The following is a 15,533-nucleotide window of genomic DNA, read 5'->3' as shown; positions in this document are numbered from 1 at the left end:
ATCCCTCCGAACCGTTACTTCACCGCACATAATTGCTTTAATTTCCCAATAACCTCGTCCGCTTTTTCCCATGAATAAATAGATGCCCCGGAAGCGAGCGGGTGTCCTCCTCCGTCATATTCGGCAGCGAGTTGATTAATAACGGGCCCCTTCGAACGGAAACGGACACGGATCTGATCTTCTTCCTCGACAAAAATGACCCATGCGCAAATCCCTTTCACGTCTCCAAGTGCTCCAACTAGCTGTGAAGTTTCACTCGCGGTTACATCAAACTTTTCCAAAATCTCTTTATTAATTTTTATGTAAGCCGCTCCGTTTTCGTCAATCGTGAATTGTTGGTATAAATACCCTTTCAAATGGAGCAAACGACGATCTTCTTCATACATTTCTGCGAACAGCTTTGTCCGATCGAAATCGTGTTTAATTAACCCGCTCGCAATTTCAAACGTCCTCACAGTTGCACTCGGGAAAAGGAAGCGCCCGGTATCTCCAACAATTCCAGCAAACAATAAACGGGCACAAGCATCTGACATTTTCCATCCATAATGCTTTTTTCCTTCCTCAAATAGGAGGTAAATCATTTCTGAAGTGGAGCTGGCATCTGTATCGACCCACCTCATGTCTCCATATGGATCGACATTCGGATGGTGATCGATTTTAATAAGAAAATCGCCCTTCTCATAAAATTCCGCATCAATCCGCTCTGTATTACCTGTATCGGTAACGATGACAAGTGCATTTTTATAATCATCTGGCCCTATTTCATCCTGACCTGCTAAATACGTGAGCATGTCGTCATGTGTACCAGCTGCATATACGTTCTTTTCAGGATAGTTAGTTGTTAGTAATTCCTTCAATCCAACTTGGGAGCCGTACGCATCCGGATCAGGCCGAACATGTCGGTGAATAATGATCGTATCGTATTGTTCAATTGTGTCGATGATTTGTCGTCTCAATTTCCAATTCCTCCATTTTTCAATGATTTCTATCGCATTCTGCCTAAAAAGTCGTTACAATGAAAGAAGTTCTTTGATGGAGGCACTTTTATGAAAACACTCAATCTAGTACTTGTCTTTCTTATTATTGCGTCAGGTGTCTACTATTTTTATTTTAAGACCCGTCAATTCAGAACTCGTCAAGTGTTCCCAATCCGGAAAAAGTTTTTTGCGAGTAAAGCTGGGTCATTTCTAGGTGGACTCCTATTCTTCTTCGGATTAAATCAGCTTCTCCTATTCGAAGGAGTTGCAACATATGTCGTTTCGAGTCTATTTATCGTACTCGGCGCCTATATCATTTTCTATAATTACAAAGCGGCAAAGCATTATAAACAATTTATCGATGAAGAGACAAAGTTGAACGAAAACTGATGCGAATTACCGCATCAGTTTTTTCATTCCATCTGTCATCTTTCGAAAAGCTGATACATGACCATCGCTTTTGCAATAAGTTCAGAATCCGAGAATAAATCAAAGTCTACTTTTACAAATCTTCGGCTCATATGAAGAATTCTAGGTTCTACAGTTACAGTGCTGCCGAGTTGGACATGTTTAATAAAGTAGATTGTCATATTTTCAGGGACACTTTCTCCACGCTTGTGCATTTTAATCGCACGATTTCCAACGTCTGTTAATAATGTCGTCATCGCTCCATATGAGAGTGATCCTAATTGGTTTGTCATTTGAGGAACGACGGTAAATTCGACGTTTTGCGGCTGGTCGGACACGGCTTTCATTTGACTTTTTACAATATCGTCAATTTTCTCCCCTTGCTGAGGTTGCCTTTGTGTCATCTGAAATGCCTTCAGAACATCTTGCCGACTAATAATCCCATCTAAAATTCCACTATCGTTTACAACGGGCATTAAATCGATACCTTCCCAAATCATACTATGCCCCGCGGAAGCGACACTCGTTTTCCCATTTACAGTAATCGGATGCTGGGTCATCACTTTCTCGATTAAGTCTGTCTTTGGCTTTCCGACTGCATCACGAGAAGTGACAATCCCAATTAATTTATTGTTCCGATCGATGACCGGATAGCCTGAGTGCGCTGTTTCCCGATTCACTTCGTTGAAATAAGCCACGCTATCCTTAGGTGAAAATGTAATTGTTTCGGCTAGCGGCGTCAAAATATCTTCCACTAGTAGTATTTCTTTTTCAATTAATTGATCATAAATTGCACGGTTTAACATCGTTGCAACCGTAAATGTATCGTAACTCGATGAAATAATTGGCAAATTCAATTTGTTGGCCAGTTTTTTCGCTTCATCAGCAACATCGAATCCTCCTGTAACAAGAACCGCCGCCCCGGCGTTTAACGCGAACTCGTGAGCTCTGAGCCTGTTTCCAACGATTAATAAACTCCCTGCATCTATATACCGTTTCATATCATCGATTTGCATCGCACCAATGACAAACTTGGTCAATGTTTTATGAAGTCCATCCCGCCCTCCTAAAACGACCCCATCTACGATATTGACGACTTCGGCAAATGTTAGCCTTTCAATATTCTCTTTTTTCTTCTTTTCAATGCGAATTGTACCAACACGTTCAATCGTATTGACAAGCTTTTGGTTTTCAGCTTCTTTTATTGCCCTGTATGCCGTTCCTTCACTGACGGATAAGGCCTTGGCAACTTGGCGGACAGAAATTTTTTCGCCAACTTCCAATCCTTCAATATAGCGTAATATCAGCTCATGTTTTGTCGACATCATTTCACCTTTTTCTCTTTTTACCTGCCTCTATTTTATCATAGATTGGAAAGAATAGTGTTTGCGGGATTCGAGGTGAAAAATTAATTTAACCCCTGTGGAATAAAAAACGATCCGGCACTTTTGCTGTCCGGATCGGATTGTTTAAATTTCTAGTAAATCCCCAGCCTTCATAATCTTTACTTCATGAGAAGTGACAAGATCCTTAAACGTTTGAGGGTTTTGTCGAATCGGCGGGAATGTATCGTAATGGATAGGAACGACAAGCTTCGGATTGAGTAGTTCAACAGCAACTGCGGCATCTTCCGGACCCATTGTAAAATTATCGCCAATCGGTAAAAATGCGACATCGATAGAATGACGTTTCCCAATTAACGCCATATCCCCGAAAAGGGATGTATCTCCGGCATGGTAAATCGTCTTCCCTTCAGCAGTGAACAAAATCCCTGCAGGCATTCCAGTATAAATGATTTCATTTTGATCGGTCATATAGGAAGAGCTATGGAACGCTTGCGTATATTTTACTGTTCCAAAATCGAATGTATGAGAACCTCCAATATTCATCCCATGGGTAGTTAGATTTTGCAAACCTAAATAGACGGCTAGTTCATTCGGCGCGACGATAAGCGGGTTGCATCGTTTCGCTATGCCAAATGTATCTCCGACATGATCGTTATGGCCATGTGTTAGTAAAATGACATCAGGAGTTTGCTCCGATGCATCCAAGTCCGTTAATTCATTTCCAGTAATGAACGGATCGATTAATAATGTTTTTCCTTCAGTTTCAATTTTCACGACAGAATGTCCGTGATAAGAAATCTTCATTTGTAAATCCCTCCAAATCTGTTCATACATACATACTTCGATATTTAACCTGAAAACCCTCTTTTTTGATAAAATAGTGATTGTGTTGATATAGGAGGGATAAGTTTGGATAAAATTAATGAAATTAAAAGCTACTTGCAGGAAAATAACGTAGATGCAGCGTTCATTACAACTCCGGACAATGTTTTTTACGTTTCTGGTTTCCGCAGTGAACCACATGAAAGGCTGCTCGGTGTCATGATTTTTAAAGAAGCAGAACCATTCGTCATTTGTCCTCTCATGGAAGTGCCTGACTTAAAAGCATCGGGATGGACATTCGAGGCGGTCGGACACCAAGACACGGAAGATGCATGGGAAGTGCTTGCAGCTGCAACGCAAAAAAGAGGCGTTTCTTTGAAGCACATCGCAATTGAAAAATCGCATTTAACGGTGGAACGATTAGAGCGAATGGAGGACCTTTTTGAAGGATCCGCATTCCCCCGTATCGATGAGCAATTGAACAAAATGAGAAATGTTAAAAGCGAAGAAGAGCTTAACAAAATGCGCAAAGCCGCGGAGCTAGCGGATTACGCAGTCGAAGTAGGCTGTAAGGAAATTGCTGAAGGCAAAACCGAGCTGGAAATTCTCATGGCAATTGAGTTTGAAATGAAGAAAAAAGGCGCGGAAAAGATGGCATTCGATACGATGGTATTGTCCGGACCGAAAACTGCTTCTCCCCATGGAACGCCAGGAGACCGTAAAATCCAGAAAGGTGATTTCATCCTATTTGACCTCGGAGTCGTGTACGAAGGATATTGTTCAGATATTACGAGAACAGTCGCATTCGGCGAGCCTTCCGAAAAACAGCGTGAAATTTATGAGACGGTCAAAAAAGCCGAGCAGACGGCAATTGACATGATTCGTCCTGGCGTGAAAGCACGCGATTTGGATAAAGCTGCGAGAGATGTCATTACGGCAGCAGGATACGGTGAGTATTTCACCCATCGCCTCGGTCACGGACTCGGCATTTCTGTCCATGAATTCCCTTCAATTACAGGTACGAATGAAATGGAACTTGAAGAAGGAATGGTCTTCACTGTTGAGCCAGGTATTTATCATCCAGATATTACTGGCGTACGTATCGAAGATGATGTAGTCGTCACGTCTGACGGAGTGGAAGTACTTACGAAATTCCCGAAAGAACTTCAGATCATCAAGCCATGAACATAAAAAACGCTGTCCGATTCGTTTCGGACAGCGTTTTCATTATTTATTCAATAATGCTTCAACTGGTACATACTCCAAGCCTTGCGCATCTGCAACAGCTTTGTATGTTACATGACCTTCTAAAGTGTTAATGCCTTTTTGCAATGCTACATTATCCAAGCAAGCTTGCTTATAGCCTTTGTTTGCAATTTGCAATGCATACGGAACTGTTACGTTCGTCAATGCCATTGTCGACGTGCGTGGAACTGCTCCTGGCATATTGGCAACTGCATAGTGGACAATACCATGTTTCTCATAAGTCGGATTATCATGAGTCGTCACACGGTCGGATGTTGCAAAAATTCCACCTTGGTCGATTGCGATATCAACAAGAACCGATCCCGGCTTCATCGATTTTACCATTTCTTCAGAAACCAATTTCGGCGCTCTAGCCCCCGGAATTAAAACACAACCGATAACGAGATCCGAGTCTTTAACTGACTCAGCAATATTAAACGGATTGGAAACAAGTGTCTCGATGTCATTGCCGAACATTTCGTCCAACTGGCGAAGACGTTCTACTGACAAATCAAGCACAGTCACTTTCGCACCCATGCCGACTGCAACTTTCGCTGCGTTCGTTCCCGCTTGTCCACCGCCGATCACTGTCACTTTTCCTCGTGAAACGCCTGGGACTCCTGATAATAGAATTCCTTTTCCACCGTTTGTCTTTTCAAGATATTGCGCACCAATTTGTGTCGCCATACGTCCAGCCACTTCGCTCATCGGAGCGAGTAACGGTAAGGAATTGTTCACTTGCACAGTTTCATAAGCAATACCGATAACTTTGCTATCTAGCATAGCTTTTGTCAATTCCAATTCTGGAGCAAGGTGCAAATAGGTGAATAAGATAAGCCCTTCACGGAAATATCCATATTCCGAAGCAAGCGGTTCTTTTACTTTCATGACCATGTCTACATCCCATGCTTCTTTCGCAGTTGCTACAATTGTTGCACCCGCTTCGATATAGTCCTCATCAGTAAAACTAGAACCAAGCCCGGCACCCGTCTCAATAAGCACTTCATGTCCTGCTGACTTCAAGTTGTATGCACCCGCAGGTGTCATCGCCACTCGATTTTCATTATTCTTCACTTCTTTTGGAATCCCAATACGCATTTCTAATCCTCCCATTTTCCATAAAATTAATTGGCCACAAATCGACAGTTCGACAAGACCATGTACTAACAATTCTATCAGAATTAAAAAGAATTTGCTCTATAAAGATAATATACAAATTTTCAACTAATTAATCTTAGGTCTACTTTATATTAGGAATTGAAAAGAAAAGGAGTAAAACTATACAAGTTGTCACATATTCGCCAAATTCCGTCAGTTTTAGTTTGATTTTCTTAGAGAGTAAAAAGGTTTTTCAGAAGTTTTATCGAATTTAGTAAATGTAAATAATAATCTATAGGATGGAGTGATTGGTATGGTATTGAAATACAATCAAATCATAGTTGCTGTAGACGGATCGAAGGAATCGAGATGGGCATTCAAAAAAGCGATGGGTATCGCAGAGCGAAATGACGCGACTTTGAATTTAGTGAACATCATCGATACACGTTCATATGCAGCTGTCGAAACGTATGATCGATCCATCGCCGAACGGGCTCATAAATTTGCTGAGGAGCTACTAACGGAATATAAGCAAGAGGCAGAAGCAGCTGGCTTAAAGAACGTAAATATTGTTGTTGAATACGGCTCACCGAAAACGATGATTTCTCGTGACTTGTCGAAGAAGCTTGAAGCGGATCTGATCATTTGCGGTGCAACTGGCTTGAACAAAGTGGAGCGTTTCCTAATCGGCAGCGTGTCCGAGAATATTGTCCGTTCAGCAGCTTGCGACGTACTTGTCGTACGCACTCCGGAAGAAGTTTGAGAAGAAGAACCTGCCCTGTAGATGGGCAGGTTCTTTCATATTGCTGACAAACATTATGTTTGCCTACAGAAGTTATTCTTTATCTATATTCTAATTTCTTAATATCATTTATCAGCATTTCAACATTTTCCTTTTTTGTTGCCCAACTCGTACAAAATCTTACAACACTTTGAGTAGCATCGACTTTTTCCCAGAAGGAAAATGAATACTTTTTGCCCAATTTTGCTACTACATCATTCGGCAAAATGGGAAACTGTTGATTTGTATTGGAATCATATCGTAATGAATAGCCTTTTTTAACAAACGTCTCTCGAATTAACATCGCCATTTCTACGGCATGTTTAGAAATTTCATAGTACAAGCCATCTTCAAACAACGTTTCAAACTGGATACCTAATAATCTTCCCTTAGCGAGCAATCCCCCTCTTTGTTTGATCAAATACCGAAAATCTTTTTTCAGGTCATCATTAATAATGACTACGGCTTCACCAAACAATGCTCCTATTTTCGTTCCACCGATATAAAACACATCACAAAGTCTAGCAATATCTGCCAATGATAAATCATTGTCTTTTGAAACGAGACCATACCCTAATCGAGCGCCATCCAACATTAAAGGTAACCCACATTCTCGGCAAACTTTGCTTAATTCCTCCAGTTCGGATTTACTGTAAGTCGTCCCATTTTCGGTAGGGTGGGAAATATAAACTAATCCTGGCTGAACCGTATGTTCATGAGCATCATCATTCCAATGAGCATCATATAATTCTTTAACTTGTTCTGCTTTAATTTTTCCATCATCACTCGGCAAAGTAAGTACTTTATGGCCAGTGGCTTCAATTGCTCCCGTTTCATGTACAGCAATATGGCCCGTAGTTGCAGAAACTGCACCTTGATGCGGGCGCAATATGGAAGAGATAATCGTAGTATTTGTTTGTGTTCCTCCAACTAAGAAATGTATATCTGCATTCTCTACATGACACGCTTTTCTAATAGATGTTCTAGCCTTTTCACAATATTCATCCATACCATACCCAGGTGTTTGCTCTTCATTAGTTTCCATTAGTCGTTCCAAAATTCGCTTATGAGCACCTTCTGCATAATCATTTTCAAAACGTATCATTCAAAGTCCCTGCCCTTTCTAATTTCTTCTATATTTCAACAAGCTCAAATTCAATAAATGAAATCAACAAAGTTTGTTTTTCAAGTATAGCATTTTGCATATAAAGTTGTCGTAAATAAATGAACAGCACAAAAAACCCTTTGAATCCTCGCACGGATTCAAAGGGGTTAAGTTGATTATATAAATAATAACAGAATTAGTAATTATTCATTGATCCAGTCATCAATCTGTTCAAGGAAGCGTGACATCGCTAGCTTATCCGACATATTCGGTACTTTTGTAAGCAGCACATCCGGCGTCGCTTTCATTTCAGCGTATGGCTTTTGCAAGATAAAGATGCTCTTCTCGTGCGCAGCACTTCTGAATAAAGTCGCAGGTAATTGAAGGACTGCCCGGATAACCGCATTCTTTTTCAAGTAACGGTGAAGTTCCGCTGATTGATCAGACTCAAATAGGGTTGCTGGCGTTAAGAATATTGCGTATCCGCCTTCTTGTAAGTGATCCATCGATTTTTCGATGAACAGATGATGAGAAAACGCGTGTCCTTCCGCAGGCATCATTTCAAAGTTAATCGCATTTTCATCATCTGGATAATAGCCGACTGGAAGATCACATACGACTAAGTCAACAGGATCGACTAGCAAAGGTCGCAACGCATCCTGAATAAAGAAATGGACAGGTTGTTCGAGAAGATCAGCCGTGACTGCAGACAATCTAACTAATAGTTCATCAATTTCTACAGAAGTCGCTGTAGCTTTATCTCCGATTGTATTCATGACAGTGAATAACAAGTTGCCCGTTCCCGCCGCTGGATCAAGTATAGTCACCTGCTCTTTCTGTTGCATTAGCTTGTTGGCAAAATGTCCAATGAGCATTCCGAGTGCATCCGGCGTCATCTGATGATTTGGCTGGGCTTGCGCTTTCATTCCTTTAAGGACAGCAAGCTGGATTCCTCTTCGGATTTCCTCTTTTGTGACAGTTGGAGTCAAGCGGGGCATCGTTTCCCCTGAGAGCCATTCATGACAAGCCTCAATCACTGCTTCTAAGTATAAGTCATCCTTTTTAGACTCTGCGTATTCATTTAAAAATGTAAAGATCTGTTCTGTATTTGTTACCATGTAGTATCCCTCTAATCCAAAATATGCCTTTTCAACACAACCATCTATAACGGTAATGTGGCCCACCCGTCACCGAGTGGGCCAGTCAATTTAGTTTATCAATTCTTTTACAGCTGCAATTGCCTTTTCATAATCCGGGTGGTCTGTCCCTTCACTTACATACTCAACGTATGTGACAGTATCATCCTTGTCGACGACAAAGATAGAGCGTGCTAACAGTCGAAACTCTTTCATGACGACGCCATAAGCTTCCCCGAATGAAAGGTCACGATGATCCGATAATGTCTGGACGTTGCTGACTCCTTCCGATGCACCCCATCTCGCTTGTGCAAATGGAAGGTCGACGGAAATTGTTAACACTTCTACATCATCTCCGAGCGATGTTGCTTCTTGGCTGAATTTCCGTGTCTGTTCTGAACAAACGCCAGTATCAATCGATGGAACGACACTAATGAGTCGGATTTTCCCTTTTGAATCGTTTAGCGTAACTGGTTGTAAATTATTAGATAGTACTGAGAAATGTGGAGCTTTATCGCCTACTGTTACTTCTTTTCCGAGCAATGTGACCGGATTTTGTTTAAAAGTGACATTTACCATGAAGACGCCTCCTTATCATTTCAGTTCATTCTACTAAACAATTGTTCCAGCGTGCAACTCTTCACCCTCGCGTTCCTGCCTCATCTCTACAACTTCCCTTACAAACGATTGTTCATGGATAACATATGTGTCTGCGAAAAGGTCGTGTAACGCTTCCTTCTTCGGCATAAAGATGACGAGCAAATAAGGAATCGTAAGGAGTTTTGAAATGAAACGGCCAATCACTTCCCTAAAAAGAACCGTTCCCCAAGTCAAATTTCCACCATCTTGTCGAACGACTTTTATTCCCAAAATCATTTTACCAACCGTCTGTCCGGCAACTTTCGTCATGAAGGCGAAATAACCGAGAAATAGAATGAGGAGCGTGACTTTGTAGGGACTGAATAAAAGAAATGATGGATTAGATATTTTCACGTCTAAAATCCTGAAAACCGGCTTAATAAATATTCCACTTATCGATGAAACGATGATTAAGTCAATGATATAAGCCCAAAAACGTGTCCAAAAGCCGGCAAATTTCGGTATGAATCGCTCCGTTTTAATGGTTTCATATTCGGGGAGGCGATTCGGCTCAAGTATTGGACGGCTCGAATCATTGCCTGCAGGCTCGGGAGCATCTTTCATCGGCTGATTATCTATAGTGTGATCTGTCATGCCGTATCCCCTCCTTATTTTTCACCATACAAGTACATCATTCGTGGTGCATCATAGTCGGAAAGCAATTTGCCAATCAGTTCAGACTCAATATTGCGTCCGAATAGATTGCCAACCTGTACTCCGTAAATGGAGAGTAAGCTACCCATCGGCGAGTATTCAAAGACTGTTGCGTTTTCTAGTTCGTAATCAGTTTTCAATGCATCGATGACATCACCCATTTTGCCGTAATCGTCAGCAAGGCCAGATTCAATTGCCTGTCTGCCGTTCATAATGCGGCCATCCGCCACTTTTTTCACTTGTTCTGTTGACATGTTGCGACCTTCTGCAACAATTGCAACAAATCGCTCGTACGAATCATTAATCATTTCCTGAAGCATATTATGTTCTTCCTCGGTCATTTCACGCGAGCCACTCATTATATCCTTGTAAGGACCTGTTTTAATCGTATTAAAATCAATTCCATACTTTTCAGCGAGTTTCGCATAATTGACGCTTTCCATAATAACCCCAATGGAACCAGTAATCGTTTCAGGGTGTACGAAGATTTTTTCTGCCGGCGCAGATACGTAATAACCACCGGATGCGGCGAGTCCGCCCATTGCTACGTAAACAGGAATTTCCCTTTCGAGTTGAATCGCTCGAATGGAATCATAAATATCCGATGACTCCACTACTCCACCGCCTGGTGTGTTCACAGACAGGACAACACCTTTCACCGTTTCATCATTCAAAACAGCATCCAGTTGTGACATGAATAATTGGTGGTTGTAAATACCCGATGCAAACAAGGAACTACCGACGTCCTGGATGACACCATCTAATTTGAGGACAGCTATTCGATCTCTGCCTCTTCCTTGTTCGATGACTACTTCGCTATAACCAGAGCTTCTTGCAGTCAGCTCCTCCATGAAGCCACTGAAATCCCTCGTAAACAAATACGAAAGTGAGTTAATGCCTATTGAAATAAAAATAAGCACCGCAGCTACGATGATTGCTATCCATCGTTTCATTGCCATTTTGTAATTCCCCCTTCTCTATCCACCATTGTATACGTTTAAAGCTTGCAAATGTTTCATTTTACTTGGAAGTTTCATGTACTCTTCTTTTTGTTGAAACCGAATGATATATTTTTGAAACTGTGAACAATAGAAGTGCCGCCCATATTAATGAAAATGATAACAGTTCAATCCCTCCGAACGATTCCTTATAGACGACTACACCAATGAACAACATCATCGTCGGTGCAATATACTGAATGAACCCTGCCACATATAACGGGATCATTTGTACACCTTTTGCGTACATGACGAGCGGAAGTGCGGTTGCGACGCCAGTGAAAATAAGAAGGATATCTGTTTTAACATCCATATGTAAAAAGACAGCTTGCCCTTTCATGAATAAGAAGATGTAAAAACCGATTGCAAATGGCGTAATGAATAATGTCTCGATTGCCAATCCTCGAAGGGCATCCAATTTTATGTTTTTCTTTATGAATCCGTAAACCGCGAATGTAATGGCAAGACATAAAGCAATCCATGGAAATTTCCCATAGGAAACGGTTAAAATGAGGACTCCTGCAAAGGCAAGTAGGAAAGCAATCTTTTGCGAGGACGAAAGCTTCTCCTTTAAAAAGAAAATGCCGAGTAAGACGGATACAAGAGGATTCATGTAATAGCCTAGACTCGTTTGCACTATGTAATCATGATTGACCGCCCATATGTACGTGAACCAATTAGCCGTAATTAATACGGTTGCGATAAAGAGGCTCCAAAATTGCGACTGGCTCTTCCATAACTCCCGGATGTCTTCAATAAGCTGTTTTCCATTTTTAATTAGTAAAACAACTACGACTGTGGAAACGAATGCCCACATAATTCGACCCGCTAAAATCTCTTCACTTTGGACGTGTTCAAGATGCTTCCAATAAATCGGCATGATCCCCCAAAATAGAAAGGCTCCGACGACCCATAGAATACCACTCTTTTCAGACTGCATTCAGCACCCTCCTTTCGAATAGGACAATTATAGTCCTTCCAAAACCGTTCGTAAACCCATCGAGAAAAACCGCCCTAGCCTTTACAGCATAGGACGGTCTGAAATGATTACTTATTTTGCTCTAACTTCCGCAATTCAACGCGCATAATTTTGCCTGAAGCAGTCTTTGGCAATTCCTTCACGAATTCAATTTTCCGTGGATATTTATAAGGAGCCGTTAACGTTTTCACATGCTCTTGTAACTCTTGGACGAGATGTTCTTCCTGTTGCTCCATTTCGGGATTACGCAAGACGACGAATGCTTTGACGACGTTTCCACGCACTTCATCGGGACTGCCGACGACCGCACACTCGCGTACTGCAGGATGTTTCGTCAATGCATCTTCGACTTCAAATGGTCCGATCGTATACCCCGAGCTAATAATAATATCATCGCCCCGGCCTTCGAACCAGAAGTATCCATCTTCATCAAGTCGTGCCCGATCCCCAGTGACATAATATTCGCCTCTGAATTGCATTTTTGTCCTTTCAGGATCATTCAAATACTCTTTGAAGAGGGCCGGAGTGGAAATGTGGACAGCAATGTCACCTACTTCTCCAGCAGCTACTGGCTCGCCTTCCTCATCGATAATATCTACACGGTTCCCCGGTGTCGGTTTACCCATCGAGCCAGGCCTTGCTTCCATCCCTAACATCGTCCCGACAAGAAGTGTATTTTCGGTTTGACCGTAACCATCCCGCACTGCAAGATTGAATGTCTTCTCGAAAATATCGATTACTTCCCGATTTAAAGGCTCGCCCGCAGACACCGCACTGCGAAGGGAGGATAGATTATAGTCCTGTAAATTTTCGGCCTTTGCCATAAATCGATATTCTGTAGGTGTACAACATAGCACATTTACAGAATACTTATTAATTAAATTTAAATATGTTTTCACATCGAACTTGCCATCGTAGATAAGACCTATCGCTCCACTGCCTAGTACCGAAAGGAAAGGTGACCAAATCCATTTTTGCCATCCCGGCGCTGCTGTCGCCCAAACGACATCCCCTTCTTCAATACCTAGCCAATTCGGCCCCGCAGTTCGCAAATGCGCAAATGCCCATGCATGCGTATGAACGACTCCTTTCGGTTTGCCCGTCGTTCCCGATGTGTACGACAAAAATGCCATATCATCACTCTTAGTTGTAGGGGCTTCAAAATTCGATGAGGCCGTTTCCATTAAACGAGGCAATGATTTCCAGCCCTCACGCGATTCTCCAATTACATACAATTGAACATCTTGTAAATTAGTAACGGCATCGAACTGATCCATGAAAGCATCGAAAGCGACAATCGCTTTCGCCTGACTATGCTCCAGTCGATATTCGATATCAGAGGCACGAAGCATTTCAGAGCTCGGAATGACAACGATTCCCGCTTTCAATGCTCCAATATACGTTATATAAGCATCAATCGTCCTGGGTACCATGACGAGGATAACATCCCCTTTTCCCAAGCCGTTTTCAGTAAATACATTCGCTGCTTTATTCGCACTAGCCATTAATTCATCGTATGTGATTTCCTTTTCGTATCCATTGGAATTGACATAGATAAGTGCACGCTCGCCTTTGCCAGTCGCGTACTTTTCAAATTCAGAAATTAGATTATAGTTTTCCGGTGCAAGTAATTGTTCACGATTCATCCACTTTCCCCCTTTTTAGTATGGAGTAATTATACAAGTGTTTTATTTATTATTCAAAGCATAACAACATGTTCAATGAAGGTTCAAAACATATTCACATTCCCTTCAATATTTTTGAATAAACTATATTTTAAAGTACAGACTGTGTTGTAATGAAATAAAGAAAAACTGCCCCGGAAATCCGGGACAGCTTTCAAGCATTCGTTATTGTTGGTAACCCTTCATTTGTTGTTGGGCTTGACGCACTAATCGCTTAGTAATTTCTCCGCCGACGGATCCGTTGGCACGCGATGTGGAGTCCGGTCCAAGTTGTACACCAAATTCTGATGCAATTTCGTTTTTCATTTGATCAAGAGCTTGTTGTACTCCTGGAACTAGAAGTTGGTTTGAGCTGTTGTTGTTTGGCATGTCGTTGTCACCTCCTTGTGCATTTAGAATGAACCGATTCCGGAAATTCATGCGGGAGGTGCCGTGGTAATTATTGCCTCACTTAAAGAAGATCTTCAAATGCATCCTTCTCCTGCTGCTGCCAAACTTCAATGACCTCTCTATTTCTCACCGCTTCTTCAATAAACGGTTCAAAATCAAAAAAGCTTTCGAAATGACGGACCTTCTCAAGTTTCGGTTTTGTTTTTGGATTACTTGGGGTAAAGATTGTACAGCAATCCTCATATGGTCTTATTGAAATATCATACGTTCCGATCTGCTGAGACAAATCGATAATGTCCAATTTATCCATTGCAATTAACGGACGGAGAATTGGTGTAGTTGTCACTTCATTAATGGCAGTTAAGCTATCAAGCGTTTGACTCGCTACCTGACCAAGGCTCTCTCCAGTAACAATTGCCAATGCGCCGATTTCTTCGCGCACTTTATCGGCGATTTGAAGCATTAGTCTTCTCGTTGTCGTCATCGTTAAATTGTCAGGGACTTGTTGAACAATTGCTTGTTGCAGCTCTGTAAAAGGAATGACATGCAAGCGAACTGTTGAGCCAAATGAACACAGTTTTTCGGTCAAATCCATCACTTTCCGTTTTGCCAATTCACTCGTAAACGGCGGGCTTGCAAAGTGGATAGCATCGATCGACACACCACGTTTCATAAGAAGGTATCCCGCAACAGGACTATCGATTCCTCCTGAAAGCATAAGCAAGGAAAGTCCATTCGAACCGACTGGCATACCGCCTGCACCTTTATACACTTTAGATGTAAGAAAGGCCCCTTCTTTTCGAATGTCGACATGTAACAAAATATCCGGCTTTTTCATTTGAACCGTTAGGTCGGGGAAATGATGCAATACATGTCCACCAATTAGCTGTTGTAGTTCAGCAGTAACATATGGAAATGTTTTGTCCGCTCGTTTAATTTCTACTTTAAATGTTTTACCTGCCACATCTTCAGTTCCGACTACTTCGAGTGCCTTCTGTTTAATCGCATCGAGATTAGCTTCACACATCGCGACAGGGCTGAATGACTGGATACCAAAAATATGTGGCAGACGTTCAATCGCCTCGGTCATATCTGACTCGTCATCCGCAAGTAAAAACATACGATCCCGCTCAGCACGCAGTTGAATAGATTTTAAATCGCGCATAGCGTTTTTAATATTGCTTTTCAATTTACGTACAAAATGATTGCGATTCCTTCCTTTCAAAGAAAGTTCTCCATAACGAATTAAAATTTCTTTCCATTTCATAAG

At 41.7% G+C, this 15,533-nt stretch carries 16 protein-coding genes; 3 read left to right on the top strand and 13 right to left on the bottom strand.

Annotated elements, in window-relative coordinates; translation table 11 throughout:
* Positions 1 to 14: 14 nt before the first annotated feature.
* On the bottom strand, positions 15 to 956 hold the full coding sequence (locus QM454_RS11505; protein WP_432358129.1) for a DHH family phosphoesterase: 942 nt from the start codon (positions 954 to 956) through the stop codon (positions 15 to 17).
* 90 nt (positions 957 to 1,046) lie between these two features.
* Between QM454_RS11505 and QM454_RS11500 the strand changes: the two genes are divergently transcribed.
* Complete coding sequence (locus QM454_RS11500; RefSeq protein WP_432358126.1) at positions 1,047 to 1,367, top strand: YtpI family protein; 321 nt, start codon at positions 1,047 to 1,049, stop codon at positions 1,365 to 1,367.
* Positions 1,368 to 1,402: 35 nt separating this feature from the next.
* Here the strand turns inward: QM454_RS11500 and QM454_RS11495 are convergent, their stop codons facing one another.
* Together QM454_RS11495 and QM454_RS11490 are read right to left on the bottom strand one after the other, a co-directional pair.
* The gene (locus tag QM454_RS11495) at positions 1,403 to 2,710 is read right to left on the bottom strand and encodes a DRTGG domain-containing protein (RefSeq protein WP_432358123.1); all 1,308 of its coding nucleotides are present in this window, start codon (positions 2,708 to 2,710) and stop codon (positions 1,403 to 1,405) included.
* A 144-nt stretch (positions 2,711 to 2,854) separates the two neighbouring features.
* Positions 2,855 to 3,535, bottom strand: a complete 681-nt coding sequence (locus QM454_RS11490; RefSeq protein WP_432358121.1) for a metal-dependent hydrolase — start codon at positions 3,533 to 3,535, stop codon at positions 2,855 to 2,857.
* A 105-nt stretch (positions 3,536 to 3,640) separates the two neighbouring features.
* Between QM454_RS11490 and QM454_RS11485 the strand changes: the two genes are divergently transcribed.
* The gene (locus QM454_RS11485) at positions 3,641 to 4,738 is read left to right on the top strand and encodes a M24 family metallopeptidase (RefSeq protein ID WP_432358118.1); all 1,098 of its coding nucleotides are present in this window, start codon (positions 3,641 to 3,643) and stop codon (positions 4,736 to 4,738) included.
* A 42-nt stretch (positions 4,739 to 4,780) separates the two neighbouring features.
* Here QM454_RS11485 and ald read toward each other — a convergent pair whose 3' ends face one another.
* Complete coding sequence (gene ald, locus QM454_RS11480; protein WP_432358116.1) at positions 4,781 to 5,896, bottom strand: alanine dehydrogenase; 1,116 nt, start codon at positions 5,894 to 5,896, stop codon at positions 4,781 to 4,783.
* A gap of 313 nt (positions 5,897 to 6,209) precedes the next feature.
* On the opposite strand from ald, the gene QM454_RS11475 reads away from it, so the two are divergent.
* Entirely contained in the window at positions 6,210 to 6,659 is a 450-nt protein-coding gene (locus tag QM454_RS11475; protein WP_432358113.1) for a universal stress protein, read from the top strand.
* A 79-nt stretch (positions 6,660 to 6,738) separates the two neighbouring features.
* On the opposite strand, the gene QM454_RS11470 is transcribed toward QM454_RS11475, so the two are convergent.
* The 9 genes from QM454_RS11470 to thiI all read right to left on the bottom strand — a co-directional run bounded on the left by QM454_RS11470 (position 6,739) and on the right by thiI (position 15,530).
* The gene (locus tag QM454_RS11470) at positions 6,739 to 7,782 is read right to left on the bottom strand and encodes a threonine aldolase family protein (RefSeq protein ID WP_432358110.1); all 1,044 of its coding nucleotides are present in this window, start codon (positions 7,780 to 7,782) and stop codon (positions 6,739 to 6,741) included.
* Between the two features lie 203 nt (positions 7,783 to 7,985).
* Positions 7,986 to 8,900 (bottom strand): class I SAM-dependent methyltransferase, encoded by a 915-nt coding sequence (locus tag QM454_RS11465; protein ID WP_432358107.1) that lies wholly within the window; start codon positions 8,898 to 8,900, stop codon positions 7,986 to 7,988.
* A 90-nt stretch (positions 8,901 to 8,990) separates the two neighbouring features.
* Entirely contained in the window at positions 8,991 to 9,497 is a 507-nt protein-coding gene (tpx, locus tag QM454_RS11460; protein ID WP_432358104.1) for a thiol peroxidase, read from the bottom strand.
* Positions 9,498 to 9,530: 33 nt separating this feature from the next.
* Entirely contained in the window at positions 9,531 to 10,151 is a 621-nt protein-coding gene (locus QM454_RS11455; protein ID WP_432358101.1) for an RDD family protein, read from the bottom strand.
* A 14-nt stretch (positions 10,152 to 10,165) separates the two neighbouring features.
* Positions 10,166 to 11,170, bottom strand: a complete 1,005-nt coding sequence (gene sppA / locus QM454_RS11450) for a signal peptide peptidase SppA (protein WP_432358098.1) — start codon at positions 11,168 to 11,170, stop codon at positions 10,166 to 10,168.
* Between the two features lie 61 nt (positions 11,171 to 11,231).
* On the bottom strand, positions 11,232 to 12,149 hold the full coding sequence (rarD, locus tag QM454_RS11445) for an EamA family transporter RarD (RefSeq protein ID WP_432358096.1): 918 nt from the start codon (positions 12,147 to 12,149) through the stop codon (positions 11,232 to 11,234).
* 107 nt (positions 12,150 to 12,256) lie between these two features.
* Positions 12,257 to 13,834, bottom strand: coding sequence for an acyl-CoA synthetase MbcS (gene mbcS, locus QM454_RS11440; RefSeq protein ID WP_432358093.1), 1,578 nt, complete (start codon positions 13,832 to 13,834; stop codon positions 12,257 to 12,259).
* A 204-nt stretch (positions 13,835 to 14,038) separates the two neighbouring features.
* On the bottom strand, positions 14,039 to 14,242 hold the full coding sequence (locus tag QM454_RS11435; protein WP_432358090.1) for a small, acid-soluble spore protein, alpha/beta type: 204 nt from the start codon (positions 14,240 to 14,242) through the stop codon (positions 14,039 to 14,041).
* Positions 14,243 to 14,324: 82 nt separating this feature from the next.
* Positions 14,325 to 15,530, bottom strand: coding sequence for a tRNA uracil 4-sulfurtransferase ThiI (gene thiI, locus QM454_RS11430; protein WP_432358088.1), 1,206 nt, complete (start codon positions 15,528 to 15,530; stop codon positions 14,325 to 14,327).
* Positions 15,531 to 15,533: the final 3 nt, after the last annotated feature.

Source organism: Sporosarcina sp. UB5 (assembly GCF_050859005.1).
In the GTDB taxonomy this organism is placed as follows: domain Bacteria; phylum Bacillota; class Bacilli; order Bacillales_A; family Planococcaceae; genus Sporosarcina.
Note: the sequence above shows the minus strand (reverse complement) of the source record. Positions and strands in the feature narration are given on the sequence as shown.